The 25,424-nt window shown below is 73.3% G+C and carries 19 protein-coding genes and 3 pseudogenes; 12 read left to right on the top strand and 10 right to left on the bottom strand.

The features are described from left to right. Nucleotides 1-2,036: DUF4185 domain-containing protein (locus AB0J67_RS27040; RefSeq protein WP_363486266.1), on the top strand; the 2,036-nt coding region annotated here is incomplete at its 5' end. A 154-nt stretch (nucleotides 2,037-2,190) separates the two neighbouring features. Here AB0J67_RS27040 and AB0J67_RS27035 read toward each other — a convergent pair. Then, nucleotides 2,191-2,787, bottom strand: a complete 597-nt coding sequence (locus tag AB0J67_RS27035; protein WP_363486265.1) for a LysE family transporter — start codon at nucleotides 2,785-2,787, stop codon at nucleotides 2,191-2,193. Between the two features lie 71 nt (nucleotides 2,788-2,858). Between AB0J67_RS27035 and AB0J67_RS27030 the strand changes: the two genes are divergently transcribed. The 4 genes and pseudogenes from AB0J67_RS27030 to AB0J67_RS27015 all read left to right on the top strand — a co-directional run bounded on the left by AB0J67_RS27030 (nucleotide 2,859) and on the right by AB0J67_RS27015 (nucleotide 7,181). After that, nucleotides 2,859-3,746, top strand: a complete 888-nt coding sequence (locus AB0J67_RS27030) for a LysR family transcriptional regulator ArgP (protein WP_363486264.1) — start codon at nucleotides 2,859-2,861, stop codon at nucleotides 3,744-3,746. A 254-nt stretch (nucleotides 3,747-4,000) separates the two neighbouring features. Beyond that, nucleotides 4,001-5,791, top strand: a pseudogene (locus tag AB0J67_RS27025) (family 43 glycosylhydrolase); the annotation flags it as partial. 128 nt (nucleotides 5,792-5,919) lie between these two features. After that, a complete protein-coding gene (locus AB0J67_RS27020) occupies nucleotides 5,920-6,360 on the top strand; it encodes a VOC family protein (protein WP_363486263.1) in 441 nt (146 codons plus the stop codon). Nucleotides 6,361-6,440: 80 nt separating this feature from the next. Then, nucleotides 6,441-7,181, top strand: coding sequence for an SAM-dependent methyltransferase (locus AB0J67_RS27015; protein WP_363486262.1), 741 nt, complete (start codon nucleotides 6,441-6,443; stop codon nucleotides 7,179-7,181). Nucleotides 7,182-7,273: 92 nt separating this feature from the next. On the opposite strand, the gene AB0J67_RS27010 is transcribed toward AB0J67_RS27015, so the two are convergent. Together AB0J67_RS27010 and AB0J67_RS27005 are read right to left on the bottom strand one after the other, a co-directional pair. Continuing rightward, the gene (locus AB0J67_RS27010; RefSeq protein ID WP_363486261.1) at nucleotides 7,274-8,236 is read right to left on the bottom strand and encodes a hypothetical protein; all 963 of its coding nucleotides are present in this window, start codon (nucleotides 8,234-8,236) and stop codon (nucleotides 7,274-7,276) included. A 104-nt stretch (nucleotides 8,237-8,340) separates the two neighbouring features. Next, on the bottom strand, nucleotides 8,341-9,294 hold the full coding sequence (locus AB0J67_RS27005) for a 5,10-methylenetetrahydrofolate reductase (protein WP_363486260.1): 954 nt from the start codon (nucleotides 9,292-9,294) through the stop codon (nucleotides 8,341-8,343). Between the two features lie 252 nt (nucleotides 9,295-9,546). On the opposite strand from AB0J67_RS27005, the gene AB0J67_RS27000 reads away from it, so the two are divergent. After that, nucleotides 9,547-9,834 carry a DUF4193 domain-containing protein gene (locus tag AB0J67_RS27000; RefSeq protein WP_363486259.1) on the top strand — a complete coding sequence of 96 codons (288 nt, stop codon included), beginning with the start codon at nucleotides 9,547-9,549 and terminating at the stop codon, nucleotides 9,832-9,834. 205 nt (nucleotides 9,835-10,039) lie between these two features. Here AB0J67_RS27000 and AB0J67_RS26995 read toward each other — a convergent pair whose 3' ends face one another. Continuing rightward, complete coding sequence (locus AB0J67_RS26995) at nucleotides 10,040-10,684, bottom strand: pyridoxal 5'-phosphate synthase (RefSeq protein ID WP_363486258.1); 645 nt, start codon at nucleotides 10,682-10,684, stop codon at nucleotides 10,040-10,042. A gap of 151 nt (nucleotides 10,685-10,835) precedes the next feature. On the opposite strand from AB0J67_RS26995, the gene AB0J67_RS26990 reads away from it, so the two are divergent. From AB0J67_RS26990 to AB0J67_RS26975, 4 genes are all read left to right on the top strand, one after another. Then, a complete protein-coding gene (locus AB0J67_RS26990) occupies nucleotides 10,836-12,731 on the top strand; it encodes a hypothetical protein (protein WP_363486257.1) in 1,896 nt (631 codons plus the stop codon). 13 nt (nucleotides 12,732-12,744) lie between these two features. After that, on the top strand, nucleotides 12,745-15,201 hold the full coding sequence (locus tag AB0J67_RS26985; protein WP_363486256.1) for a type II secretion system protein GspG: 2,457 nt from the start codon (nucleotides 12,745-12,747) through the stop codon (nucleotides 15,199-15,201). 286 nt (nucleotides 15,202-15,487) lie between these two features. Next, on the top strand, nucleotides 15,488-15,919 hold the full coding sequence (locus tag AB0J67_RS26980) for a VOC family protein (RefSeq protein WP_363486267.1): 432 nt from the start codon (nucleotides 15,488-15,490) through the stop codon (nucleotides 15,917-15,919). Nucleotides 15,920-15,951: 32 nt separating this feature from the next. Then, nucleotides 15,952-16,140 carry a bleomycin resistance protein gene (locus AB0J67_RS26975; RefSeq protein ID WP_363486255.1) on the top strand — a complete coding sequence of 63 codons (189 nt, stop codon included), beginning with the start codon at nucleotides 15,952-15,954 and terminating at the stop codon, nucleotides 16,138-16,140. A 233-nt stretch (nucleotides 16,141-16,373) separates the two neighbouring features. Here AB0J67_RS26975 and AB0J67_RS26970 read toward each other — a convergent pair. The 5 genes and pseudogenes from AB0J67_RS26970 to AB0J67_RS26950 all read right to left on the bottom strand — a co-directional run bounded on the left by AB0J67_RS26970 (nucleotide 16,374) and on the right by AB0J67_RS26950 (nucleotide 21,984). Next, nucleotides 16,374-17,602 (bottom strand): annotated as a pseudogene (locus AB0J67_RS26970) (VWA-like domain-containing protein). Next, nucleotides 17,599-18,837 (bottom strand): MoxR family ATPase, encoded by a 1,239-nt coding sequence (locus AB0J67_RS26965; RefSeq protein WP_363486254.1) that lies wholly within the window; start codon nucleotides 18,835-18,837, stop codon nucleotides 17,599-17,601. Before AB0J67_RS26965 ends, AB0J67_RS26970 begins: the two are co-directional and overlap by 4 nt. 75 nt (nucleotides 18,838-18,912) lie before the next feature. Then, nucleotides 18,913-20,277: a hypothetical protein gene (locus AB0J67_RS26960; RefSeq protein WP_363486252.1), complete on the bottom strand. Its 1,365-nt coding sequence runs from the start codon at nucleotides 20,275-20,277 to the stop codon at nucleotides 18,913-18,915. Between the two features lie 157 nt (nucleotides 20,278-20,434). Further along, on the bottom strand, nucleotides 20,435-21,316 hold the full coding sequence (locus tag AB0J67_RS26955; RefSeq protein WP_363486251.1) for an LLM class F420-dependent oxidoreductase: 882 nt from the start codon (nucleotides 21,314-21,316) through the stop codon (nucleotides 20,435-20,437). Between the two features lie 122 nt (nucleotides 21,317-21,438). Further along, complete coding sequence (locus tag AB0J67_RS26950) at nucleotides 21,439-21,984, bottom strand: TetR/AcrR family transcriptional regulator (protein ID WP_363486250.1); 546 nt, start codon at nucleotides 21,982-21,984, stop codon at nucleotides 21,439-21,441. Nucleotides 21,985-22,080: 96 nt separating this feature from the next. Here AB0J67_RS26950 and AB0J67_RS26945 point away from each other — a divergent pair, with 96 nt between their 5' ends. Next, nucleotides 22,081-23,313 carry an MFS transporter gene (locus tag AB0J67_RS26945; protein ID WP_363486249.1) on the top strand — a complete coding sequence of 411 codons (1,233 nt, stop codon included), beginning with the start codon at nucleotides 22,081-22,083 and terminating at the stop codon, nucleotides 23,311-23,313. Between the two features lie 132 nt (nucleotides 23,314-23,445). On the opposite strand, the gene AB0J67_RS26940 is transcribed toward AB0J67_RS26945, so the two are convergent. Continuing rightward, nucleotides 23,446-24,852 carry a family 43 glycosylhydrolase gene (locus AB0J67_RS26940; protein WP_363486248.1) on the bottom strand — a complete coding sequence of 469 codons (1,407 nt, stop codon included), beginning with the start codon at nucleotides 24,850-24,852 and terminating at the stop codon, nucleotides 23,446-23,448. Between the two features lie 138 nt (nucleotides 24,853-24,990). Here AB0J67_RS26940 and AB0J67_RS26935 point away from each other — a divergent pair. Beyond that, a pseudogene (locus tag AB0J67_RS26935) lies at nucleotides 24,991-25,424 on the top strand (transcriptional regulator); the annotation flags it as partial.

Below are 25,424 nucleotides of genomic sequence, written 5' to 3'. Positions count from 1 at the left end.
GTCGGCGCCGACGCGCACCGGCACCAACCGCAACGCGCCCGCCCGGGGCTGCCGGCCCCACCGCCGCCCCGGCCGCCGCGCTCGCGGCGGTCACCGGGTCCGCGGAGCGGATCGCGAAGCTCACCGGGCCCGGCTCGATCAACGCCACCGACACGAAGTGGCAGCTCAAGGCCACCGACCTGGGCATCATGTGGGACAACGGGTCGGGGCAGATCCTGACCCTGTTCGGCGACACCTTCGGCAACGGCTGGACCGGGCCGGGCGGCGGCGTCGGCAACGGCGCGACGATCGACTGGCGGTGCAACACGCTGGTGCGCAGCGCGGACCGCCACCTGGCCGACGGCATGACGTTCGACAGCGCGGTGCTGGACCGGCCCGGCCACGCCGGGACCGTGCTGCCCTGCAAGCAGATCAACTTCGACGAGATGACGGTCATCCCGACCGCCGCGATCTCCGTGGGCAACCGGCAGTACATGCACTACATGTCGGTCAACCACTGGGGCGACGCGGGCCGCTGGTACACCAACCACAGCGGCATCGCGTACTCCGACGACAACGGGCAGACCTGGGTCGAGGATGCCGACGCGCGCTGGCAGAACACCCCCGCCTGGGACAACCGGTTCCAGATGGCGGCGATGCTGCGCCAGAGCGGCCACGTCTACCTCTACGGCACCCCCAACGGCCGGTTCGGCAACGCCTACCTGGCCCGGGTGCCCGAGGGGCAGCTGCTGGAGCCCGGCGCCTACCGCTACTGGAACGGCTCGGCGTGGGTCACCGACCAGTGGGCCTCGGCCGTGGTGGCGGCCGGCCCGGTCGGCGAGGTGTCCGTGCTGTACAGCCGCTACCTGGGCCGGTACGTGATGGCGTACCTCAACGAGTCCCGAGGGGCGCTGGTGCTGCGTACGGCGCCGACGCCGACGGGCCCGTGGGGCGCCGAGGAGGTCGTCGCCACCGCCGCGCAGTACCCCGGTCTCTACGGGTCCTACCTGCACCCGTGGTCGGCCGACTCGAACAGCCCGTACCTGTACTTCACGATGTCCCAGTGGGACCCGTACAACGTGTGGCTGATGCGGGTGAAGCTCACCGGGGGCGGCATGTTCGGCGGCTCGCCGACCGACTTCACCGGCGACGGGCGCGCCGACATCGTCACGTTCACGCAGGACCACAACGGCGACGCGTACGTGGCGCCGTCGACGGGCAGCGCGTTCGCGGGCGGCGGCAGGTGGCACGACTGGTTCGCGCCGTTCCAGGAGACCCCGCTGACCGGCGACTTCACCGGCGACGGCCGCGACGACGCGGTCACCTTCACCGGGTCGCCGCTGTACGACGCGTACGTCGCGCCGTCCACCGGGTCCGCGTTCGGGGCGGGGGTGAAGTGGCACGACCGGCTGGTGGCCGGCAGCGAGGTACCCGCGGTCGGCGACGTCAACGGCGACGGCCGGGACGACCTCGTGGTCTTCTCCCACGACGGAGACGGCGACGTCCGGGTGGCGCTGTCGAACGGCTCTTCGTTCGCCACGACGCCGGCCAAGTGGCACGAGTTCTTCGCCCCGTGGGGCGAGTTCCCGGCGCTGGGCGACGTCAACGGCGACGGCCGCGACGATCTGATCACGTTCACCCTCGGCGGCACCAACGACGTGCACGTGGCACTGTCCACGGGCAGCTCGTTCGGGCCGGGCCAGAAGTGGCACGACTTCTTCGGCGTCGACGGCGAGTCGACCCGCGTCGGCGACGTCAACGGCGACGGCCGGGCCGACATCGTGACCTTCACCTGCAACGCCCAGGCGGACGTGTACGTGGCGCTGTCCACCGGCACCGGCTTCGCCGGCACCACGGTGAGGTGGAACGACTTCTTCTGCCTCGCCGGGGAGTTCCCGTACCTCGGTGACGTCAACCGCGACGGCCGCGACGACGTCATCGTGTTCTCCCAGCACCCGACCAACGACGTGTACGTCGGCCTGTCCACCGGCAGCGGGTTCGCCGGCGGCGTGAAGTGGCACGACTTCTTCGGCCTCACCGGCGAGCGCACCTTCTGACGCAGCCCGGTGATCAGGGCTCCGGTCGTGCTGCGGGAACAGCATGACCGGAGCCTCGACGCCACGAGCCGTGCCTGCCTCGGGCTCCGATCGACCCGTACGTGGTGCGGCGTGAGCGATCACGGCGACGCGCGGGCCGGCGGGGGCGGTGGGCTCAGGCGAGCAGCAGGCCGGTCGCGATGGCCGCCATGGTGACGGCGATGACGCCGTCGAGGATCCGCCAGGTGACCGGCCTGGCCAGCAGCGGCGCGAGGCGGCGGGCGCCCGCCCCGAGGCCGGTGAACCAGACCGCGCTGGCGGCCGCCGCTCCCGCCGCGAACAGCCAGCGGCTGTCGTGCTGACCGGCGAGCCCGCCGAGCAGCAGCACGGTGTCGAGGTACACGTGCGGGTTGAGGAACGTGAACGCCAGGCAGGCCAGCATCGTCGCGCGCAGGGTGCTGCCGGGACCGGCCGCGGGCGCCAGCGCCGCCGGGCGCAGCGCGCGGCGGGCGGCCAGCACCGCGTACCCGAACAGGAAGGCCGCGCCACCCCAGCGGATCGCGGGCAGCAGACCCGGCTGGGCGGTTACCGCCGTGCCCAGCCCGGCGACGCCCACCGTGATCAGCAGCGCGTCGGACAGCGCGCAGGTCACCACGACGGCGAGCACGTGCTCGCGGCGCAGGCCCTGCCGCAGCACGAACGCGTTCTGGCTGCCGATGGCCACGATCAGGGCCAGTGACGAGGTGAACCCGGCGAGCAGGGAAGCGATCATGCTTTCGACGGTAGGGCGCGGACAAGCAGCACTCCAGCTAATGTTTCTTACGTACCGTTAGCATTGCTTAGGTGAGCCTCGACTCCGCGCAGCTGGAGACATTCGCCGCCGTGGTGCGCGAGGGCAGCTTCGACGCGGCCGCGCGGGCGCTGAACGTCACCCCGTCCGCGGTCAGCCAGCGGATCAAGGCCCTGGAGCAGGCGGTCGGGCAGGTGCTGGTGCGCCGGGTCAAGCCCTGCCAGGCCACGGAGGCCGGCGAGCCCCTGCTGCGCCTGGCCGGGCAGCTCGCCCTGCTGGAACGCGAGGCGCTCGACGCGACCCACGGCTCGCGCGGCGCGACCTGGACCCGTGCCGCCGTCGTCGTCAACGCCGACTCTCTGGCCACCTGGTTCATGCCCGCGCTCAGCAGGCTCGCGCCGGGGCTGCGGCTGCTGTTCGACGTGTACCAGGACGACCAGGACTACACCGCCGACCTGCTGCGCAGCGGCACCGTCATGGCGGCGGTCACCTCGCAGCACGTGCCGGTGCAGGGCTGCCGGGTGCAGCGGCTGGGCACGATGCACTACATCGCGGTGGCCGCACCGGAGTTCCACGACGCGTGGTTCGCCGGGGGCGTCACCGGGCAGGCGCTCGCGGTCGCGCCGACGGTGCTGCTCAACCGCAAGGACCAGCTGCAGCACCGGTTCCTGCGCGCGGTCGCCCGGCGCGAGCTCGACCCGCCGGTCCACTACGTGCCCGCGGTGGCGGCGTTCGACGAGGCGATCCGGCTCGGCCTGGGCTGGGCGCTGGTGCCGGAGCGCTTCGCGGGCGACGACCTCGCCGCGGGACGCTACCGCGAGCTGGACCCGGGCCGGCGGGTCAGCGTGCCGCTGTACTGGCAGCACTGGCGGCTCGAATCCGAGGTCCTCGCCGCGCTGACCGAGGCGGTGCGGGCCACGGCGGCGGCGGCACTGTCCTGACACGAGCGGACGGCCGGCTTGACATCGATCGCTGCGCACCTATTCTTTGTGCCAGGTGCGTTCGGCGTCGCTCCTCGACAGGTCCCCTCTGATCCGGAGCATCCATGCCGAACATCCGCCGTCGCCGTGCCGGGCGACGCACCGCATCCCTGCTCGCCGCCGCGCTCACGGGCGTGCTGCTGGCCCTGACGCCCACCGGCCCCGCCGTCGCCGGGCCGGCCGACCAGACGACGGCCGAGTCCGGCAACCCGTTCGTCGACGGCTGGTACGCCGACCCCGACGTCGCGATCTACAACAACACCTACTGGGTCTTCCCCACCACCTCGAAGAGCTACGGCGAGCAGACCTACCTGGACGCGTTCTCCTCCACCGACCTGGTCAACTGGACGAAGCACCCCAACGTGCTGACCACGGCCCGCGTCTCGTGGGCGTCGTATGCGATGTGGGCGCCCGCGCCCGTGTACCGCAACGGCAGGTACTACCTCTACTTCGCCGCCAACGACATCCAGAACAACGCCGCGCTCGGCGGCATCGGGGTGGCCGTGGCCGACCAGCCGCAGGGCCCGTACAGCGACGCGCTCGGGCGGCCGCTGATCGGGCAGTTCCAGAACGGCGCGCAGCCGATCGACCAGGACGTCTTCATCGACGACGACGGCCAGGCGTACATGTACTACGGCGGCTGGGGCCACGCCAACGTGGTCAAGCTCAACCCGGACATGATCAGCCTGGGCACGTTCGGCGACGGCAGCACGTACAAGGAGATCACGCCGTCGGGCTACGTCGAGGGCTCGCAGATGTTCAAGCGCAACGGCAAGTACTACCTGATGTGGTCCGAGGGCGGCTGGACGGGCCCCGACTACTCGGTGTCGTACGCCATGTCGACCTCGCCGCTCGGCCCGTTCACGCGGCTGGCGAAGGTGCTCGCGCAGGACCCGGCGGTGGCCCGCGGCTCGGGGCACAACGCCGTGCTCAACGTGCCGGGCACCGACGTCTGGTACATCGTCTACCACCGGCGGCCGCTGAGCGAGACGGACGGCAACCACCGGCAGCTCGCGTACGACCGCATGCACTTCAACGCCGACGGGACCATCCAGCCGGTCACCATGCGGGTCAAGGACGACTTCAACGACAACAACGCGCTGGGGTGGCGCACCTACGGCGGATCGTGGTCGGCCACCGGCGGGCGCTACCAGGCGGGCAGCTCGCTGGGCGGCAAGGCGCTGCTGGACACCAACTTCGCCGACTTCAGCTACGACGCCGCCGTCACGGTGACCTCCGGTGGCGGCGACGCGGGCCTGGTCTTCCGGGCGAAGCAGCCCGCGGTCGGCGCCGACGCCTACACCGGCTACTACGCCGGGATCAGCCCGGCCGGCCGGGTGGTGCTCGGGCGCGTCAACAACAACTGGACGCAGCTCGCGACCACCGCGCTGACGGTCGCCGTCGGCACCACCTACCGCCTGCGGGTCACCGCGGTCGGTTCGTCGATCAGGGTGTACGTCGACGACATGGCGACGCCGAAGATCAGCGTCACCGACGCGACGTTCGCCTCCGGCGCCAACGGCGTGCGCGTGTTCAACGCCGCCGCGGCGTTCGACGGCGTCGCGATCGGCCCGGCCGTCGGCGCGGGGGCCAACCTGGCCCTCAACCGGCCCGCCACCGGGACCGCGGCCTGCACCGCGACCGAGGGCCCGGAGAAGGCCGTGAACGGCACCGTCAACGGCGGCAACGCCGACAAGTTCTGCTCGGCCGTGTCCGGGGCATGGCTGCGCGTCGACCTGGGCGCCACCCGGGCCATCACCCGGTTCGAGGTCGCGCACGCGCAGGCGGGCGGCGAGTCGGCGTCGTTCAACACCAGGGCGTTCACCGTCTCGGTGTCCACCGACGGCACGACGTGGACGCAGGTCGTCGGGGTCACCAACAACACGGCGGCGACCACGGTGCACCCGGTCGCGGTGAGCGGCCGGTACGTCCGGCTCAACGTGGGCACGGCCACCCAGACCACCGACATCGCCACTCGCATCTACGAGCTGCGCGTCTTCGGCTGAACCGGCGCCCGGACGCGGGTGCGGACGACCTCCCCGACCACCGGTCGGCGGGTCGTCCGCACCCCGCTACCGAAGGCGCGACCGGCTTGCTGGCCACGCAGGCCGCTCGTGCGGGATATCGTGCAGCGATGGAGCAGCGCATCAGCCTCGTCACCCTGGGCGTCGCCGACGTGGGCCGGGCCCGGCGGTTCTACGAGCAGCTCGGCTGGCGGGGCCAGGAGGTCGCGGAGACCGTCTTCTTCCAGGCGGGCGGCATGGCGGTGGTGCTGTGGGGCCGGCCGAAGCTCGCCGCCGACGGCGGCCTCGACGACCAGGGCAGCGACGGCTTCGGCGGGGTCGCCCTGGCGCAGAACGTACGCTCGCGCGCCGAGGTGGACCAGGTGATGGCCGCGGCGGAGCAGGCGGGCGCGCGGATCACCAAGCCCGCGCACGAGACGTTCTACGGCGGGTACGCGGGATACTTCACCGACCCGGACGGCCACGTCTGGGAGATCGCGCACAACCCGGGCTTCACGCTCGGACCCGACGGCGCGCTCATCCTGCCCGACTTCGGCGCGGCGGCGGCCTGAGCGGGCCGCGTGTTACCACTGGTTCCGCCGGGCGGGTCCGTCCGGTCACGACAGCGCACGACCGGCGGACAGGAGAACCGATGACCGAGGCGCCCGAGGCCCCGAGCACCGCCCGGATGATCGACTACTGGCTCGGCGGGACCAGCCACCACCCGGTCGACGTCGCGGCGGCGCACGCCTTCGAGGGGGCGTACGGGCCGTGCGCGGACATCTTCCGCTCGCTGCGGGCGTTCTCGGGCCGGGCGGCCCGGCACGTCGCCGCCGGCGGGGTGGACCTGTTCCTCGTCTTCGGCGCGGGCATCCCGGCCCAGGGCAACGTGCACGAGGCCGTGCCGGGCGCGCACGTGCTCTACACCGACCTGGACCCGGCGATCGTCGCCGCCGGCCGCGCGCTGCTCGACGGCGTGGCCGGGGTGGACTACGTGCCCGGCGACGCCGCCGATCCGCGCGGCATCGGGGCCGCGGTGCTCGACCGCGGCCTGCCGGGCTGGACGGCCCGCCCGGTCGGGGTGATCTTCCTCGGGCTCGCCGCGTTCCTGGACGACGCGGCCCTGGCCCGTGCCCTGGCCGAGATGTACGACCTGGTCCCGGCGGGCAGCCGGCTCGCCTTCGACTTCGACGCCACGGAGCTGGCGGCATACCCGGACGCGCTGGCGATGATGGGGCCGGGCTTCCACATGCGCGAGCCCGAGCAGTTCGCCGCGCTGCTGGGCCGCTGGCGGGTCACCGACGACGGCATCGTCCCGGTGGCGCGGTGGCGGCCGGACGGCCCGGTCGAGCAGGTGCCCGACGCGTTCTGGGGCGGGCTGGCCGTCAAGTGACGTCCCGCCGGGCATGAGGTGCCCGGTGACGAGCCGAGGGCGGCCGCCGCACGCGCGGTGGCCGCCCTCGGGCAGGCGGTGGAGCCGGTCCGTCAGCGCAGCTCGGCGTTGAGGTGCGGGGTGGTCGCCCCCTCGTAGCCGCGCTGCTCGGTGTAGGTCAGCAGGATGCCGGCGAACTGGAACATGGTCAGCGGGAGCTGGATCACCGTGCCGAGCACCGTCGCCACGATCGCGCCGACCGTGATGACCGCGATGCCGTCGACGGTCGGGCCGAAGGTCTGCGTGCTCACGTTGTCGATGATCAGCTGGATCACGCTCTCGACCGCGGACACCGCCAGCGAGGCGCCGATGGTGATCAGCATGATCAGCGCGAGCCGGCCGAGCACCCGGCCGCCGCTCTTGTGCAGCATGTCGAACGAGCGCCCGATCGGGTTGCGCCGCTCGAACAGGAAGATCGGCCCGACCAGGGCGGTGCCGGCGATCACGTAGAAGCCGGGCAGGAGGCAGGCGACCAGGCCCAGCATCGTCAGCAGGACGACGGGCACGTACCAGCCGAACAGGCCGAGGCAGCGGCGGAAGCCGTAGCCGAGGGACTCGCCGAGGCTGGTCGGCACCCCGGCGGCCTGCCGGGTGACGGCGTGGGTGGCGGCGGCGTACCCGGCGAGCTGGATGACGTACAGCGCCAGGATGACGACCAGCGCGACGGCGAAGACGCCCGCGAAGGCGGCCGCGTCGAAGTCGACCCGGCCGGTGGTCGAGTCCATCTCGATGGAGTTGAGGCCCACGTAGACCCCGATGAAGATCGCGCCCACCCCGATGATCATGCCGGGCAGCAGCTGGGTCACCAGGATGATGAGCAGGGTCGGGCGCCAGCTGCGCTGGAAGAGGCCGCCGATGCGCTTGAACCAGCCGCCGACCCCGCCGTGCGGCGGGGCGACCAGCGGGTCGTGGTACGGGTCGGCGCCCGGCTGCACGAACGCCGACTGCGGCGGAAGGTAGCCGGCGTTCGGCGCGGGCGGGACGGCCGGATCGTACGGGCCGGGGGTGAGCGACATCGGGGAGCTCCTGCTGGGGGTCGATGGGGCGGCTCAGTGTGACACGCCATACGACCTGCGCAAAGTCCCTTTTATTGAGCTTGTGGGGCTCAATGTCGAGCGGCTCAGGCGTCCAGCAGCGCCCGGACCTGGCGGGCCAGCTCGATCGAGGCCTCGATCTCGACCTTGCGGATCGACACGCTCTCCACGTTGAACCCGAACGGCACGCCCAGCCGCCGGCAGAACGCGGCCAGGTCGCGGGCCGTGCTCAGGCACTGCTCGAACGACTCGGCCAGCGGGTCGTCGGACCAGCGCAGCGCGTTCTCCAGCCAGCGGGGCACGTCGACGCCCAGCCAGTGCAGGAACTCCAGCGTCTTCGCCGACCCGCACACCGACAGCGTGAAGATCACCGGCCGGGGTGCGGCGTCCTTCTGCCGGCAGCTGTAGTAGTAGTCCGACAGCAGGCACTTGGTCGCGTCGGCGTCGTAGACCACCTGCGTGACGAAGAACGAGGCGCCCCGCTCCTGCTTGGTGAGCATGCGTAGGTGCTCGTCGCCGCTGCGGGTGTAGCGCTCGGTGATGGCGACCGCGCCCAGCGGCAGGTCGGGCCGGACCTGGCCGCGCAGAGCGTACGCCTGGGTGAGGCCGGTCTGCACGCCCTTGTCCCGCGACGAGGCCCCGACGAACACGCTGAGCACCCGGTCGGCGTCCACGCCGCCGAGCCAGTCGGCCAGCTCGGGCTCGGTGTATTTTCCGACACACCGGTAGATGACGACCGGCTTGCCGAACGCGCCCAGGTGGTCCCGGTGGAACGCCGCGGGGTCCATCGTCGGCAGGTACGGGAAGGGGCGCTCCTGGGGGTTGCGGTCGCTCTCGTCGTCGATGTCGTAGAGGATCAGCCCGTCGATGTCCACGGTCGCGAGCCGGCCCAGCGTGACCTCGGCGATCTGTGCCGCCTGCGCGTCCGGGACGCTGCGCCGCGGCGGCGTGATGCCGACCAGGAGCACACCGTCCTCGGCGCGTTCCAGCATCGCGCGCAGGGGGCGGCGGGGTGGCATGGGCGCGGCGGCTTCAGACACGGCGCCTACGCTAGCCGACCGCGACGGCAGCGTACGCTGTCGGCGCGCGGATCCCGGTCGGCGGGACGGGACGGGCCCGCCGGTGGCGGCGGCGGAATGAATCTCCGCAATCGCAAACCGAAACGGCTTCCGCAGCGTTGAATCTGCAATACCGATCGCGTCCGTCAGATGCCCTGCGGGGCCGGTCTCCTCGACCGGAATAGGCACCGGCGGACTGGTGTTGCAACCGTGCGTCACAAGGGGGAATGAGACATGGCAATCACTGACTACGACGCGCCCCGCACGCCTGCCGTCGAGGAGGACAGCCTCGAGGAGCTGCGCGCCAGGCGTAACACACCCGACTCGGCGAAGGTGGACGTCGACGAGGCGGAGCTGGCGGAGACCTACGACCTGCCCGGTGCCGACCAGCTGGACGAGGAGCTGAGCGTCCCGGTGGTCGCCCAGCAGGCCGACGAGTTCCGCTGCACGAGCTGCTTCCTGGTCCGCCACCGCAACCAGCGGGCCTACCCCGACCGCGACGTGTGCCGCGAGTGCGCCTGACGGCTGCGGCACCCGCCCGGTCCACGGTGTGGTGAGGAACGGGTCCCCCGCGCGCCCGGCGGTATTCCCGCCGGGTCGCCCGGACGGCCCGTTCCGGGGCCGGGCCCGCCTGATGTGAATGACGTCACGGCGGCCTTGAAGCTCGGCGAGAGACGGCGCTCCGCCGAGCGTTTTCAACGGTGCCCTCACCCCGCTTGGCGGGGCGTCAGGGCCAGAGGCGCTCGGTGCGCCAGCCGTCGGCGGTGCGCCGGTAGCGCAGCCGGATGTGCCGGCGCTCGGCGTCCGCCTGCCAGAACTCCACGCTCATCGGCTTGACCAGGTACACGGTGTGGTGCTCGGCGACCAGCGCCGGGTCGGCCTCCAGGCGCGCCTGCGCGGTGGCCAGCTCCGCGGCCAGGTCGGCCGGGTCGTGGAGCACGGTGCTCTGCCGCCCGAGCAGGCTCGCGGTGCGCGAGCCGAGCGGCCGGGCGAGGAAGTCCCGGGCGCTGACCTCCGGTGCGGCGGGCTGGACCGGGCCGCGCACCCGGATCTGGCGGCCCTGCTCGCGCCAGTAGAAGCCGAGCGCGGCCCGCGGGTTGGCGTCGAGCTGGGCGCCCTTGGCGCTGATCGACTCGGTGGCGAAGTAGAGGCCCTCGGCGTCGAGGTCCTTGAGGATCAGCACCCGCAGGTCCGGCAGGCCGTCCGGCCCGGCGGTGGCCAGGGTCATCGCGTGCGGCTCGGACACCTGCGCCGCGATCGCCTCCCGCAGCCACCCGGCCAGCAGCTCGATCGGGTCGGGCGGAGCGCCCGCCGGGTCGAACGCGGGCAGCGGCCGGGCGAAGACCGGCAGCCCTCGCAGAAGATCACGCATGGACACGACGTAATTCTCCATGATCCGCCTCGATGCACCCGCCACCGGCACCCCGTGGCCGGTCCCGGCGGCCCGGCTCACTCACGGCCGAGCGCGACGCACATCGGACAGACAGGGGCGTGACGCGGGTCACCCTACTTAGCGTGAGCGCATGGCCATCACCACGTCCGGCGGCTGCTACACCGTCGGCGAGCTGCTCGACGCGTCCAAGGACCGCGGCCAGCTCAACGGCACGCAGATCTTCGGCCTCGACATCGCCGAGAAAGTGATCTTCGAGCACTACGTGACGGTCACCAACCAGGCCGCCTTCCTGCAGGCGGTGCTCGACGAGCGGGACTGGCCCGACCACGGCGGCAAGCGCGTCTACTGCGACATGCTGGCCCGGCGCAACAAGCACGTCACCGTCGAGCAGCTGATGGCCGAGCGGATGCAGTGGCCGGACATCGTCACCCACGACGGCGTCTCGGCCCCGCCCGCGGCCGCGCTGATCAACTCGCTGATCCTGAACCCGGGACGGCCGAGCGCGCCGCGACCGCCGCTGCCCCGCGGCCGGCACGAGTTCTACGAGATCAAGCCGGACTCCGACACCGGCCTGGAACGCGGCAAGGAGAAGCTCAAGGACATCACCCGGGTCTACCGGAAGTTCCGGCTGCCCTACCGGCCAGGCGACTACTACCCGCCGTACGGCGCCGAGGTGAAGATCCCGATTCCGGTGAACCGGCTGTTCGTCGTGCTCTGCGGGACACTGCTGGCAAGGCACGGGTTCAAGGCGATCCGCATGGCGCTGCACGTGCGCCGGGAGCGCAAGGGCCTGCTGCTCTACAAGATCTGCGTAGAGCTGGACTCCGACGACCGCAGCAAGCAGCAGTCGCTGGCCAAGGCCCTGGCCAAGCACATCCTGGCCGTGTACGTGTACTGCCTGGCCCCGGAGCGGTTCAGGGACCTGCGGCAGGAGCTGGGCGACACGTCGTACGAGGGCGACGCCGTGCCCCGGATCAAGTGCCGGTTCGACGTGATCGAGCAGCTCAAGCCGTTCAGCGCCCGCATCGAGGAGGCGATGTTCCAGCGCGGCCTGGCGCTGCCCGGCGAGGAGTGGCTGCTGGTCGGCGACGAGGCCGCCTACCGGCAGCTCGTGCCGCTGCCCGGCCCGAACGTCGACACGCTGTGGGCGCAGTTCCGCAAGCAGGCCGAGGCGTGGGCGGAGCTGCTCGGCGGCAAGCAGGGCGTGGCGATGCTGCGCCAGGACGTCCTGGTCAAGATCGAGGAGATGGCGCGGCTGGCCAACGGCGCCGTGCCGGGGCTGAAGGAGTTCGCCGACGCGGTGATCCGATGGATCAGCGAGCACCCGTACCTGACGGTGGCGCTGGTCGTGGTGCCGGTGGTGGTCACCGGCGGGCTGGCCGTGGCCATCGACGCGGGGCTGCTGGCGGGCGGGGCGCTGATGGCCGCCGAGCTCGGCGGCGGCGAGCTGGTCGGGGCCAACATGATCGGCGGGCTGGGCCGCACGGCGCTGCCGCAGCTGATCGTCGAGGCCGGCTCCGGCTCGCAGGTCGCCGCCGCCACCGCCAGCCGGGGCGTGGCCCTGACCTTCCAGGAGGTGGCGCTGTCGCAGGTGGGCGGGGCGGGCGCCGCCGCCAACACCACGAGCAACGTGGTGCCGCTGCTGACCACCGCGATGAAGGCGGCCGCGCCCGTGGTCAAGACCGCCGCGGCGGCGGCAGGCGGCATCGCCGTGCTGACCTTCTCCACCCAGGCGTACGCCGGCACCTCCGCCCCGCCCGCGGCCGCCCCGCCCGGGGAGCAGCCGCAGCAGCCGCAGACGGCGGTGGCCGCACCCGATCCCAAACACCTGATCGCCGAGGTCAGCTCGGGGGTGTACCTGGTGCGGGCGCTGGCCGCGCACCGGGGGCCGCGCGACGCGGTCAAGGGCGACCAGATCAACATCCAAGACTACGGGCAGACCCGCGCCGACGCCGACCTGTTCAAGTCCCCCGAACTCCCGCCCCCCGTGAAGGTCCGCTACCTGGGCCGCGTCACCGTCCGATGATCTGAGAGGTCCGATGGAACTCACCAACAGCAAGCGGGTGCTGCTCAAGGCCAGCTACGTGCAGACCGAACTGTCCGACGACGACCGTTCCCAGGTCGGCTCGGTCAGCGGCCGGGCGCTGGAGAAGGTCAACTTCGTCCGCGACCTGGCCCCCGCCGACCAGGAGCTGCGCACGCTGCGGCACGCCCTGCCCGAGGACCACCACCTGCTGGACCTCGCGCACACCCTCATGGCCAAGCCCGCCGAGCAGCTGCTCACCGCGGGCCGCATGGCGGCGCTGGACGACGCGGCGTTCCTGCGCCTGGGGCAGGCCGTCGCGGGGCTGCGGGCCACACCCGCGACCACGTACATGGTGGCGGCGTTCCAGCAGCGGCTGCGCATCGCGCCGGTCGGCCGGCTGCACCTGGAGCGCATCGAGATGTACCCGGCGGGCACCGAGAAGGGCGAGCTGGTCTTCACGGTCCCGATGACGCCGAGGGAGACGGTGACCGTCTCGCACAAGGAGTGGTCGACGTCCAAGGACGAGTACGAGCAGATCGTCTCGGACTACTTCGAGAGCTACAGCGAGCGCGGCGTGGTCGACAAGACCGACGCGTCGATCTCCACGGAGAACGAGTCGCGGCACACCAGCGCGTTCAACTTCGGCTCCAGCGTCAGCGGCGGCTACGGGCCGGTGACCGCGTCGGTCAGCATCGGCCTCAACAACTCCTCCGAGGACCGGGCCTCGGTCAAGGAGAGCGTGTCGAACACCCGCGAGATCACGCAGAAGGCGTCGGCGCGGGCCCGGCAGGAGCACAAGGTGTCGGTGAAGCTGGAGTCGACGCGGGGCACCGAGGACGCGTCGTACCGCACCATCACCAACCCGCACGCCGACCGGGCGCTGCGGGTGGACTACTTCCGGATGATGCGCAAGTGGAAGGTGGACCTCTACCGCTACGGGCTGCGGCTGACGTTCGACATCGCGGTGCCCAACCCGGGCGCGCGGCTGTGGGCGCGCCACCGCGAGCTGGCCGACCTGGACGTGCGCATCCGCACCCCGTTCAGCTTCGCGCTGTCGGTCGACGACATCACCGACACCAGCTGGGCGAACCTCGGCAAGGAGTACGGGGTGGCGCTGGAGCCGCCACCGGCGGAGACGATCCGCATCCCGTACGGCCACCGGTTCGAGGCGGGCAAGGACGTGGACGGTCCGATCGAGTTCGTCGCCCCGCCCGGATACACGATGGGTGACGAGTTCAAGGGCGTCATCGAGTGGTGGGGCCCGGCCGGCATCCCCGTGATGCTGTGGCCGACCTCGGAGACGAAGCTGCAGCTGCAGCAGCCGACGCCGGGCACCGGCATCGCCGAAGTGGCCGGCAAGGGCATCGCGGGCGGCGAGAAGCTCATGATCACGTTCATGCGGACCAACGAGTACACGATGCAGTTCTCGCTGGTGGCCGCGGCCAAGCGGCAGGATCGCACGTTCCGCGACTGGAAGCAGCGGGTGTGGACGGCGCTGCGCGACACCGCACTCGCCAAGCACCAGACCCAGCAGGCGCTGCTGCAGGACAAGCGCGACCGGCTGTGGATGCTGCTGTCGGGCAAGGACACCCTGACGCTGCGCCGGCTGGAGCGCGACGAGCTGATGCGCGGCGTGCTGACCTGGCTCATCGGGCCGGAGTTCGAGACCGCGCCGCAGGAGGTCGGCGGCATCATCAAGCTCGCGATGGACCGCGACGCCGACACCGTGGACGCCCCGGACGACAAGCCGCAGCCGGACCGCACCCTGTCCGCCGGGCAGTGGGGCACCGTGTCGGGCTTCGGGGACCTGGTGAAGTTCATCCACCACGCCGTCGAGTGGGAGAACCTGCTGTACTTCCTCTACCCGTACTTCTGGGGCAGCGACGACCTGGCCCGGGAGAAGCTGCTGTTCGAGCACGCCGACCCGGGGCACCGCGACTTCCTGCGCGCCGGGTACGCGCGCGTGGTGGTGCCGATCCGGCCGGGGTTCGAGGAGCGGTTCACCCACCTGCTCGACACGGGCAGCCCGACCGGCGAGTCGCCGTACCTGACCATCGCGCAGGAGGTCGCCGCGTTCGCGCACACCAACTACGCGGGCATCCCGCCGGCCAACCCCGAGCAGCACGCCCGGCCGCTGCTCCTGCCGCAGCAGCGGGCCACCTGGGACACCATGCAGCTGGTGGTCGACGAGCTGGAGCGCTACCGCGCCGCGAACGGCGAGTACCCGGCGCGGCTTTCCGACCTGCCCACGGGGCCGTACCGCGACGCGTGGCAGCGGGAGCTGGTGTACCGGATGCCGGGCAGCGGCAACGACTACGACCTGCTCTCGTACGGCGCCGACGGCGAGCCGGGCGGGGAAGGCGCCGACGCCGACATCTCGGCGGGGGCGGGCGCCTCGCTGATGGCCACCTGGTTCGACTACACCCCGACCAGCGGCATCGACATCGAGGTCCACTCCATCCCGATCTGACGCGCACGCCGCCGGCCGGGCCCGTCACCGCTGCGGTGGCGGGCCCGGTCGCGTGGACCCGGCCTGACGCGACCAGGAGGTCGGCGACCAGGCCCGGCGCGCCCAACGGCCTGCGCCGCCGGTGTCGGGTACGCCACAATTGTCGCGTCAGCCGGTCGCCAGAGGCCCCTCGCCGGGTCCCCGGTCGCGGACGTCGTGGCCAGGCCGAACCGGGCATCCGTCGCGGGAGGTCGAGATGAGCACCTCGCAGGACAAGGACGACACAGCCGACGTCAAGCCGCCGACCATGAACATGCGGCTGGAGGTCGTGGTGCTGCCGGTCGCCGACGTCGATCGCGCCCTGCGCTTCTACCGCGGCCTGGGCTGGCGGCTGGACGCGGACTTCGACTTCGGACCGGGGTTCCGGATCGTGCAGCTGACCCCGCCGGGGTCGGCCTGCTCGATCCATTTCGGCCGCGGTGTCACCTCCGCGGCGCCGGGCACCGTCCAGGGCACCTACCTGGTGGTGGACGATCTCGAAAAGGCCTGTGCCGATCTGGCCGGCAGGGGTGTCGAGGTGAGCGAGATCTACCACAACGTCTACGACGACGGCACCCGGCAACCCGTCGGCGGCCGCTCCCCCGACGGCAAGAGCTACTCCTCGTTCGCCTCGTTCCGGGACCCGGACGGCAACGGCTGGCTGCTGCAGGAGATCAAGGAGCGCCTACCCGGACGGTGACGTGTCCGGCCGCCCGCGAAGGAGGACCCGCGATGGATGTCCGCACGCTGGCCAAGCTGCTGCGCGAGACCGAGCAGCAGCACGGCGCATACGAGGCGAGCGCACCCGAACACCACTGGTCGGACTGGTACGCCGCGTACATGACCGCCAGGCAGAACGGCCGTGGACCCGAGGAGGCGGCCACCGACGCCGCCCAGTACATGCAGACCCTGCCACGGTGACCTCGGGCGGGCGCCGGCTACCCCACCGCCCAGCAACTGGTCGCCAGAACCAACGGCAGCGGCAACAACTGGGGCCTGACCATCCAGCACAACGGCAACTACAACTGGCCGTCGGTCTCCTGCACCGCCGGTTGACGCCGAACCTCCGGACACCGCGGTGGACACCGCCGGACGGCGGTGTCCACCGCGCCCGTGGCGCTCCCCGCCCCCGTGGCGGGCAGTGCCCGGGGCGCTCACCCGATGGCGACCACGCGTGCCCAGTCCGGCGGATCGTCCGGCACGAAGTCGGGATCGTCCTCGTCCCAACCGCGCGAACGGACCCGCGGGAACAGGCCGACCACCGTCCGGCAGGGCGGCTTCGCCGACGGCCACGGCGTCTGCCCGTCGGTCAGCGCCACGATCACGTCCGGGCGCGGGCTGGTGCGCAACACCCGCGCGAACCCCTCCCGCAGGTCCGTGCCACCGCCGCCGACCAGCGCGATGCCCTCGGCCCGGCACAGCGGGTGCACCACCCCGGCCACGGCGTCGCAGGTCACCACGCTGACCAGATCCCGGCGGCCGCCGACCGCCCGCGTGATCGCCGCCACCTCCAGCAGCGCGCTGCCCAGCTCCGCGTCGCTGACCGACCCGGACGTGTCGATGACCACGCTCACCCGGGGCGGCCGCCGCCGCAGGCTCGGCAGGATGATCCCCGGCAGGCTGGTGGACCGGCGCGACAGGCGGCCGTACGTGTAGTCGTCGCCGGCACCCGGGCCGGACACCGCCGACCGGATCGCCGCGCCCAGCAGCTCCCGCCACGGCTGCGACGGGTGGAACACCTCCTCCGCCCAGCGCAGCCACCCCCGCGGCACGCTGCCCGGTTGGCCGGTGAGGCCCTGCGCCACCCGGAACCGCACCGCGTCGCGCTGCTGCGCGCAGAGCCCATGTGCGCCGTCGGGCCCGAGGTCCCACGGCCGGGCCAGCCCGTCGGCGCCGCTGCCGCAGTCCAGCCACACCAGACCCTGCGTGTACGGCCCCAGCCGGAACTGCCGCAGGTAGTCCTCCATCAGCTCGCCGTCGGCCAGGCCGAGCAGCGAAGGCACGACCGCGTCGGCCGGGCGGTCCAGGCCGTCGCCGTACACGTCGTCGTTGATCTCGCAGTCGGCGGCGATGTTGATCCGCAGCCGCTCGCCCGGCCCGGTCAGGCCCTGCGCCAGCGCCACCCGGTCGCCCCGGCCGTGGTGGTCGCGCAGCAGGTGTGACACCTCGTGCACCCATACCGCGGCCAGCTCCTCCAGCGGGGTCCGGTCCACGAACACCGGCGACACGTAGCACCGCCAGTGCGGGTCGACGCCCATCGTGGGCACCGCCGCGACTCCACGACGTGCAGCGCGAACAGCGCCGACGCCAGGTACGGCCGCAGCCGGGCCGCGTGCAGCCGGGCGGCGTACAGCTTCTCCAGGTCCAGCGTGCCCGCCGTCATCGGCCCGCACCCACCGGCTGCCCGGCGCGGGAGGCCGCCGCGTCCGCCCGCTGCGACAGCGACACCACCCCGGCCAGCCGCTCGATCGCGGCCGGCACCTGCCAGCCGTCCTGGCGCAGCGCCGCCAGGGTGGCCGCCGGAACCACCACCACGTCGGGCGCGCCCGTCTCCAGCGCGGCGACCAGCAGCTCCCACGCGGCGTCCCAGCGGGCCTGGTCCGCCCGGCGGCGCACCGCCGCCACCACGCCGTCGAGCACCGCCTGCCGCAGGTCGCCGCGCTCCGGCAGCACCGCGTTGCCCGGGTCGGCCAGCAGCGTCTCCGGGTCCGGCAGGTCCATCCGGTCCAGGCTCGCCAGCAGCTCCAGCCCCGCCCCGTCGCCGACGGTGCCGCGGACCAGCATGGACAGCACCTCCCGGGAGGTGTCCGCCGCGACGGCGAACGCGACCAGCCGCAGCGCCATGTCCCAGCTGCGCGGCGAGGGCCAGGCGCCACCGCGCCGGGTCTCGTTGTTCGGCAGCCGGTGCACCAGCGTGGGCCGGGCGGTGAGGAACCCGCACACCGCCCGGCGGGCGTAGTCGACCGCGTCGGCCAGCCGCGCCGGGTCCAACCGGGGCAGCGAGGCGCGCGGCCAGGTGCCGCCGAGCCCGCGGACCACGACCTCGGTGTCGTGTGTCCACTGCAGATGCACGAACCGGTTGGCCAGCGGCGCGCTCAGCTCCCAGCCGTCGGCCGCGGACGAGCGCGGGTTCGCCGCCGCGACGATCCGCACGCCCGCGGGCAGGCGCAGCGCACCGACCCGGCGTTCGAGCACCACCCGCAGCAGGGCGGCCTGCACGGCGGGCGGCGCGGTGGACAGCTCGTCGAGGAACAGCAGCCCGCGGCCCTCCCGGACCAGGCGGACCGCCCAGTCCGGCGGGGCCATCGGCACGCCCTGCACGGCCGGGTCGTCCCCGACCACGGGCAGCCCGGCGAAGTCCGACGGCTCGTGCACGCTCGCGATGACCGTGGTCAGCGGCAGGTCGAGGGAGGCGGCGAGCTGGTGCAGCGCGGCGGTCTTGCCGATGCCGGGCTCGCCCCACAGCAGCACCGGCAGGTCCGCCGACACGGCCAGGGTCAGCGCGTCGAGCTGCGGGTCGGGACGGGGTTCGGTGGCCGTCTCGCCGAGCAGGGCGAGCAGGTCGGCGGCGACACCGAGCGGTGCGTGGGCGGTCGGGGACAGCACGAAAGCAGACATGAGTGATCACCTTGGGGGTATGCGGGACCGCCCGGCGGCCCCGGAGGGGAAACGGGAGAAGGGAGCGGCCCGCCGCTAGAGCGGGCTGCCTGCCGCGAGGCGCGGACGCGTGCGGACCTCGCGGCGTCGCAGGGTGTCCCGGGTCTTCGGGCCGGGTCCGAAGCCGACCAGTCCGGCCCGGAACAGCCCGTGCGTGACCCGCTGCTGCGCCGCCGTCACGAGCTCGTCGTGCAGCGGCCCGCTGCGCAGCAGCGCGTCCGGGCCGAGCAGTGCCTCGACCGCGGCCAGCGCGCCGGCCGTGTCGCCGTGGTCCAGCCTGGCCCGCACGTCGGCGAGGCCGGCCGGATGCCGGTGCGCCTCGTCGATCGCCCGCAGGCACGGCAGCGGTGGACCACCCAGCGCGGCCAGCAGCAGCTCGCGGCGTACCTCGGCCGGGTCGTGGTCGAGCGGGGCGAGCACCCCGTCCACCAGGTCGATGCGGTGGCGCTCGCCGCGGCACTCCACCAGGCGGGGCCGCGCCGCGCCCGGCGCGGCACGGGCCGGCCCGGCGGGCACGTGCCCCGGCACCAGCGCCGTCGCGACGAGCGGGTGCAGCCGGTCGGCGGTGAGCATCCCGGCGCGCAGCAGTGCCAGGTCGGGCGGCACCCAGGTCGCCGCGTCGGGCAGCACCGGCCGTCCCGCGCTCGGATGCCGTGCGGGCAGCGCCGCCAGCCCGGCCGGCTCGCCCGGCGCGGGCGGGTGCAGCAGGAGCCGGTGCCGGCCGCCGAGGCGTACGACGACCGCGCCGCCGACGCCGTCGGCCTCCCGCAGGATCGCCGCCTCGGCAGCCCACCGGTGCACGGCGCAGCCGAGGTCCGGCGGCACGAGTCCGGCCGGGTCGGGACCGCCCTCGGCGGCGAGCCCGGCGCCGGACCGTTCCCGCAGGTCGCCGGTGCGACGCGCGTCCCACAGGTGGCGGTGCAGGTCCAGCCGGAACCGCGCGTCGGGACGCGGGTGCGGGTGCAGTGGCGGGCCGGCTGCCCCGTCCCAGAGCGCGAGGCTGATCCGCTGCCCGGAGTCCGCCCATGCCGGCGCCGTGCGGGCCACGAGGTGGACGGCCGTGCCGCGCGGACCGGCCGGCTGGTAGCGGGCCAGTGACACGGTCAGGCCGGGCCGGAGCAGGCCGTCCGGGGCGATCCGCGGCAGATGCCAGCGCAGCAGGTCGGGGGCGAGGTGACGGAGATCGCGACGGACCTGGGCGGCCAGCTCCCGGCCATGCCGGCGGGCCGTCTCGCGCAGGTCCAGATCGACGTCGAAGCGGGCCGCGGCGCACGCGCCGGCCCAGTCACCCGCGGCGCGGCGGGCGGTGGCTGCTTCGATCATCGAGGGCGGCACGGCGAACTCGCGCACGTGCAGCCAGAGTCGAAGTCGAGAATCCTCGTTCGCGGTGAAGGAGCGCATCAGCACTCACCACTGGCGAACGGGACCTCCGATCTGATCTCGAAGGTAGACATCGCGGGAAGCATACGACGTCCCGGCGCGTTTGTCAGCCACCCTTCGGCGCGCGCCGGGCACGACCGGGCCGTGACCAGGCGCGCGAGCGCATCGGATCGTCGCTTCAGGACTTGAGCGGCAGAGCCTCCGCGAGGCGGCGCCACTGCTCCAGCGGCAGCGCGTCGTCACCGGTGATCACCTGCACCGCCAGGTGGTCCGCACCGGCGGCCAGGTACTCCCCCGCCCGGCGGGCGACCGCGTCGACGTCGCCCATCGCGAACACCGCGGCCAGCAGCCGGTCGCTCCCCCCGCCGCCGAGGTCGTCCTCGGTGAAGCCCAGCCGCAGCAGGTTGTTGGTGTAGTTGGGCAGCTGCAGGTACATCTTGAGGTGACTGCGGGCGGCCGCGCGGGCGGCGTCCAGGTCGGTGTCGAGCACGACCTTGACCTCGGGCGCGAGCACGGCGTCGCGGCCGAGGATGCCGCGGGCGTACGCGGTGTGCTCCGGTGTCACCAGATACGGGTGCGCGCCCGCGGCGCGGTCGCGGGACAGCTCGAGCATGCGCGGCCCGAGCGCGGCCAGGACCCGACCGGCGACGGGCACGGGCTCCGGAGCGGCGTCCAGCTCCGTCAGGTAGTCCACCATCGCGCGGTACGGGTGGGCGTACTGCTCGGTGAGCACGGCGTGGCTGACGCCGAGTCCGAGCAGGAACCGGCCGGGGTGGCGCCGTTCCAGGTCGGCGCGCTGCGCGGCGACGGCCGCGGCCGGCTGCTGCCAGATGCTCAGGATGCCGGTGGCGACCGTCATCCGCGGCGTCGCGTCGAGCACCACGGCCGCGTTCGCCACGCTCGGGCTGCCGCCCAGCCACAGCGTGCCGTAGCCGAGTCCGTCCAGTTCGGCCGCCGCGTCGCGCAGCTCGCCGCTGAGCTCCCGAGCGCCGCCGCGCAGCGCCACGGTCCACGCCGTACTCCAGACGCCGACCCGTCCCCACCGGCTGTCGCCCGCCATGGCACCCCCAAGCTCTCCCCCGGCGTCTACTGGAACCGCCGGCCGTGGACGGCGCCCAGCCTAACGGCGCCGGGCGCCGGAACCGCGCACCCGCGGCCCGGTGCGTCGCGCCGGCCGCCCGGTCACCGCCCGCGGAACAGGCGCTCGACCAGGCTCGCCGCGAGCTCGTCGTCCAGGGTCCAGGGCCGGAACAGCACCCGGTACACGATCGGGGCGATCACGAGGTCGATCACCTCGTCGACGGTGATCGCCGACGCGGCCCGCTCGACCAGCACCGTGGCCTCGGCGCGGCGGTGGCGCAGGCAGTCCGAGGAGCCGGTGCCCGCGGCCGCGGCCCCGCCGCGCAGCAGCGCCGCGGCGGCCGGTGCGCGGAAGTGGTCCACGATCTCCTGCGCCCAGCGGGTCAGGTCCTCGCGCAGGTCGCCGGTGTCGGGCAGCGGCCGGTCCGGCGACAGCCGGTACGTCGCCAGGTCGTTGATCATGGTGGCGGCATCGCCCCAGCGCCGGTAGACGCTGGTCGGGTTGACCCCGGCCCGCTCGGCCACCATCGGAATGGTCACCCGCTCGACGCCGCGCTCCCCGACCAGTTCCTCGACCGCCTGCCGGACAGCGCTCAGCACGGCGGCGCTGCGGCCACCGGTGCGGCGGAGCGGTGATGTGGTGGACATGACACCCAGCTTAACGCAGAAATAATTGCTTTTACTCCCGCGCTGAACGCAGGGTCGCCGTTAAAGCAGCGATCTTTGCGTTAGGAGCCCCACCCCATGGTCACCCTGGCCTCGTACCGGCCCCGGCACCGCGCCGGGCGCAGCACCCTCCCGCCCGGTGTCGCCTTCACCGGCGCCGCGCTGGCGTTCGCCTCGCTGTACCTCGCCGCCGGGGCGCCCACCCCGCTGCTCGTGCTGTTCCAGCGCCAGTGGGGCTTCCCGCCGCTGCTGCTCGCCGTCGCCTTCGCCGCGTACGCCTTCGCGCTGCTGGCCGCGCTGCTGGTGGCCGGGTCGCTGTCCGACTACGTCGGCCGCCGCCCGGTGCTGGTGGGCGCGCTGGCCGTCGAGCTCGTCGCGATGGTGATGTTCGCATTCGCCCCGAACCTCGGCTGGGTCATCGCCGCCCGCGTCGTGCAGGGCCTGGCCACCGGGGCGGCCAGCAGCGCCTTCACCGCGGCGCTGCTGGAACTGGCGCCCGAGCGGCACAAGCGGCTAGGCGCGCAGATCGGCAGCGTCGCCCCCGCCGCGGGCCTGGGCGTGGGCGCGCTGCTGGCCGGGGCGGCGGTCCAGTACATCCACGCCGCCAACCTCGTCGTGTTCGGCACCCTCACGGTGATCATGGCGGTGGCCACGGTGATCCTGTACCGCGCCGCGGAGACGTCCCGCCCGCAGCCCGGCGCGCTCGCCTCGCTGGTGCCCCGCATCACCGTGCCGCGCACCGCCCGCCGGGAGTTCCTGGCCGGCATCCCGGTGCAGCTGACCGCCTGGATGGTCGCCGCGCTGTTCCTGGGCCTCGGCCCGAGCATCGTGCGGGGCGTCTTCCACCTCGACAGCGGCCTGCTCAACGGCTTCACCTCGTTCCTCGCCCCGGCCACCGCGGCCGTGGCGGGCATCGTGACGGGCCGCCACCACGCCCGCCGCACCGTGCTGCTGGGCACCGCCGCGGTGTTCGTGGGCGCCGTCGTGGTCGCGGCCGGGGTCGCCGCGGGCCTGCTGCCCGTGCTCTGGCTCGGTGCCCTGATCAGCGGGTTCGGGTTCGGCGCCTCGTTCAGCGGCACGCTGCGGCTGGTCGGGCCGCTGGCCGAGCCGCACCAGCGCGGCGGGCTGTTCGCCGCGGTGTTCGTGGTGGCGTACCTCGCCTTCGGCGTCCCGGCGCTGGTCGCCGGGCAGCTCGTCGCCCACCTCGGGCTGCTGCTGACCGTGCTCGGCTACAGCGCGGCCGCGGTGCTCGTCGCCACCGCGGGCCTGGCCGCCCAGCTCCGCCTGGCCCGCGCGACCAGCCCGGCGTGAGCGTGTCCGGCGTGAGCGCGCACTGGGCGAGGTGTCCGGGCTGGGCGGGTCCGGCTTGAGCGCGGTCCGGCACCGGCGCGGGCGGCTGTGGCGGGGAGGAGCGCCGAGCGCGCCCCTCCCCGGCCGCCGCGATCAGACGCGGGTGAGGCGGACGGCGTCGGCGATGACCAGGCCGGTGCCGTTCGTCCAGCGGCTGATGCCGACCTTGTTCTCGTCGCCCGCGGTCAGCGTGAAGGTGCCCAGCGTGCGCCAGCCGCCGCCGTTGTAGCGCTGGTCGACGTGGACCGTCTGGTTGCCGCTCGCGGTGACGACGACGTACGGCGCCTTGGTGCTGTATCCCGGCAGCGCCGGCCACCACGCGTCGACCCGGTAGGTGCCGGTCTCCGGGACGGCGAACCGGTACCAGGCCGCGTCACTGGCCGAGACCGGCTCGGCGAACCGGTAGTCGGCGCCGTACCGCTGCGTGGAGTACGTCGAGACGCCCCAGCTCGCGCTCGCCGTGAACCGGCCCTCGGTGGTGTTGTCCACGATGGACGACCATGCCGTGGACGGGTTGTCCGGGTCGCCCGACGGCGGCGTGAGCGCGGTGCCCAGCGCGTACGGGCGGCCGAGGTTGGGCGTGCCGTCCGCGTTCCAGCTGATCTTCTGAGCGCGCGTGGTCCGGCCCGCGTACGTGTACGCCGACGTGGTCTTGCCGTGGTAGATGATCCAGTCCTCGCTGCCGTCAGGCGACTTGAAGAACCCGTTGTGGCCGGGCCCGTAGACGCCCGCGGCGTCGTTGCGCCAGAACGACGGCCCGGCGTGCTGCAGCCAGTTGGCGGGCACCAGCGGGTCGGCCCCGTTGGCGATCGACTTCATCCACAGCTGGTAGTCGGGCTTGCCGGTGTCGCAGCTGGAGTACACCAGGAACAGCCGGTTCGCGCCGCGCAGCCCGGTCGGGCCCTCGCGCACCTCGGTGCAGCCGCCGCTGGCGGGCAGCGCCACCCGCGAGCCGGTCACCGACCACGGCGTGTCCATGCGCTGCAGGTAGAGCTGCGCCGGGCCGCCCATGCCGCGGCCGGGTCCGGCCCACGCGAAGTACATCTGCCCGTTGTGGACGAACGGCTCGCCGTCGATGGCGTACTCGCCGTGGTCGGCGATGCGGGCCTTGAAGTGGTACGGGCCCAGCGGGTCGTCGCCGTCGGACTCGATCACGTAGTTGCGGTGGGCGGCGTCGGTGCCGTTGCTGGCGGTGTAGTAGATGTACCAGCGCTGCCCGAACCGGTACAGCGCGGGCGCCCACAGCTGCTGGTTGCGGCTCGGGTCGCTGTCGCGCCACACGGTGTTCTCACCGGCCGTCGCCAGGCCGGCCAGGCGCGGCGACTTCCAGATGCCGATCCGGTCGCCGAGCGTGGTCGCCAGGTAGTAGTTGCCGTTCACATAGGTCAGCGTCGGGTCCGCGCTGCCGTTGAGCGGGTTGGTGAACGTGCCGGCCGCCTGCGCGGGCACCCCGGGCAGCAGCAGCGCCAGGGTCGCGAGCAACAGAACCACACGTCTCATGACATCGACTCCCTCAGTGGACGAAACGGTTGGCGCGCCGGCGCCAGCATGCTTTCCGCTCATCGACGTACGCCAGTCGCTTCGGGCTGGGCCGAAGCGTGGCCCGGTGGTACAGTGCGCCGCAGCGGAGGTCGGGCGATGCTGCGCATACACTTCACCGCCGCGGACCTGGGCTCGTTGCGGCTCGCTTCCGACGCCGATCCGCTGTGGGAATCCCTGCTGAGCCAGCACCTGCTGACCAGCGGGACGGCGGCCCCGCCGGTGCTCGGCACCTGGCGCCGCCGGGCACTGTCGCGCCTCACCCCGCCGATGCGGGCGCTGATGGGCCTGGCCCCGCCCACCGGCTACTCGGCCGACTTCCTGACCCCCACGTCCGGCGCGCCCGGTATCGCGGCCGGCATCGACGCGGTGCTCGCGACGCCGGTCGCGCATCTGCGTGCCGACCTGCACCGGGTGGCGGCGCGGCACCCGTCGGCCGGGTGGCTCCGGCGAGCCGGAGGAGATCGGGATGAACGTCGTCGTGTTCGGAGCGGGCGGGCGAGCCGGGCAGGCCGTCACGGCGGAGGCGCGGG

The sequence above is a fragment of the Catellatospora sp. NPDC049609 genome (assembly GCF_040675365.1).
Lineage (GTDB): Bacteria > Actinomycetota > Actinomycetes > Mycobacteriales > Micromonosporaceae > Catellatospora.
The sequence above is the reverse complement of the archived record's forward strand: the minus strand, read 5'-3'. Positions and strand labels throughout refer to the sequence as shown.

Coding starts and splice junctions, on each gene's coding strand:
- AB0J67_RS26945 (WP_363486249.1), top strand. CDS start 22,081: ATGGTCACCCTGGCCTCGTACCGGCCCCGGCACCGCGCCGGGCGCAGC.
- AB0J67_RS26990 (WP_363486257.1), top strand. CDS start 10,836: ATGGCCATCACCACGTCCGGCGGCTGCTACACCGTCGGCGAGCTGCTC.
- AB0J67_RS26950 (WP_363486250.1), bottom strand. CDS start 21,984: ATGTCCACCACATCACCGCTCCGCCGCACCGGTGGCCGCAGCGCCGCC.
- AB0J67_RS26980 (WP_363486267.1), top strand. CDS start 15,488: ATGAACATGCGGCTGGAGGTCGTGGTGCTGCCGGTCGCCGACGTCGAT.
- AB0J67_RS27035 (WP_363486265.1), bottom strand. CDS start 2,787: ATGATCGCTTCCCTGCTCGCCGGGTTCACCTCGTCACTGGCCCTGATC.
- AB0J67_RS26940 (WP_363486248.1), bottom strand. CDS start 24,852: ATGAGACGTGTGGTTCTGTTGCTCGCGACCCTGGCGCTGCTGCTGCCC.
- AB0J67_RS27015 (WP_363486262.1), top strand. CDS start 6,441: ATGACCGAGGCGCCCGAGGCCCCGAGCACCGCCCGGATGATCGACTAC.
- AB0J67_RS26975 (WP_363486255.1), top strand. CDS start 15,952: ATGGATGTCCGCACGCTGGCCAAGCTGCTGCGCGAGACCGAGCAGCAG.
- AB0J67_RS27010 (WP_363486261.1), bottom strand. CDS start 8,236: ATGTCGCTCACCCCCGGCCCGTACGATCCGGCCGTCCCGCCCGCGCCG.
- AB0J67_RS26965 (WP_363486254.1), bottom strand. CDS start 18,837: ATGTCTGCTTTCGTGCTGTCCCCGACCGCCCACGCACCGCTCGGTGTC.
- AB0J67_RS26985 (WP_363486256.1), top strand. CDS start 12,745: ATGGAACTCACCAACAGCAAGCGGGTGCTGCTCAAGGCCAGCTACGTG.
- AB0J67_RS26955 (WP_363486251.1), bottom strand. CDS start 21,316: ATGGCGGGCGACAGCCGGTGGGGACGGGTCGGCGTCTGGAGTACGGCG.
- AB0J67_RS26995 (WP_363486258.1), bottom strand. CDS start 10,684: ATGCGTGATCTTCTGCGAGGGCTGCCGGTCTTCGCCCGGCCGCTGCCC.
- AB0J67_RS27000 (WP_363486259.1), top strand. CDS start 9,547: ATGGCAATCACTGACTACGACGCGCCCCGCACGCCTGCCGTCGAGGAG.
- AB0J67_RS26960 (WP_363486252.1), bottom strand. CDS start 20,277: ATGCGCTCCTTCACCGCGAACGAGGATTCTCGACTTCGACTCTGGCTG.
- AB0J67_RS27020 (WP_363486263.1), top strand. CDS start 5,920: ATGGAGCAGCGCATCAGCCTCGTCACCCTGGGCGTCGCCGACGTGGGC.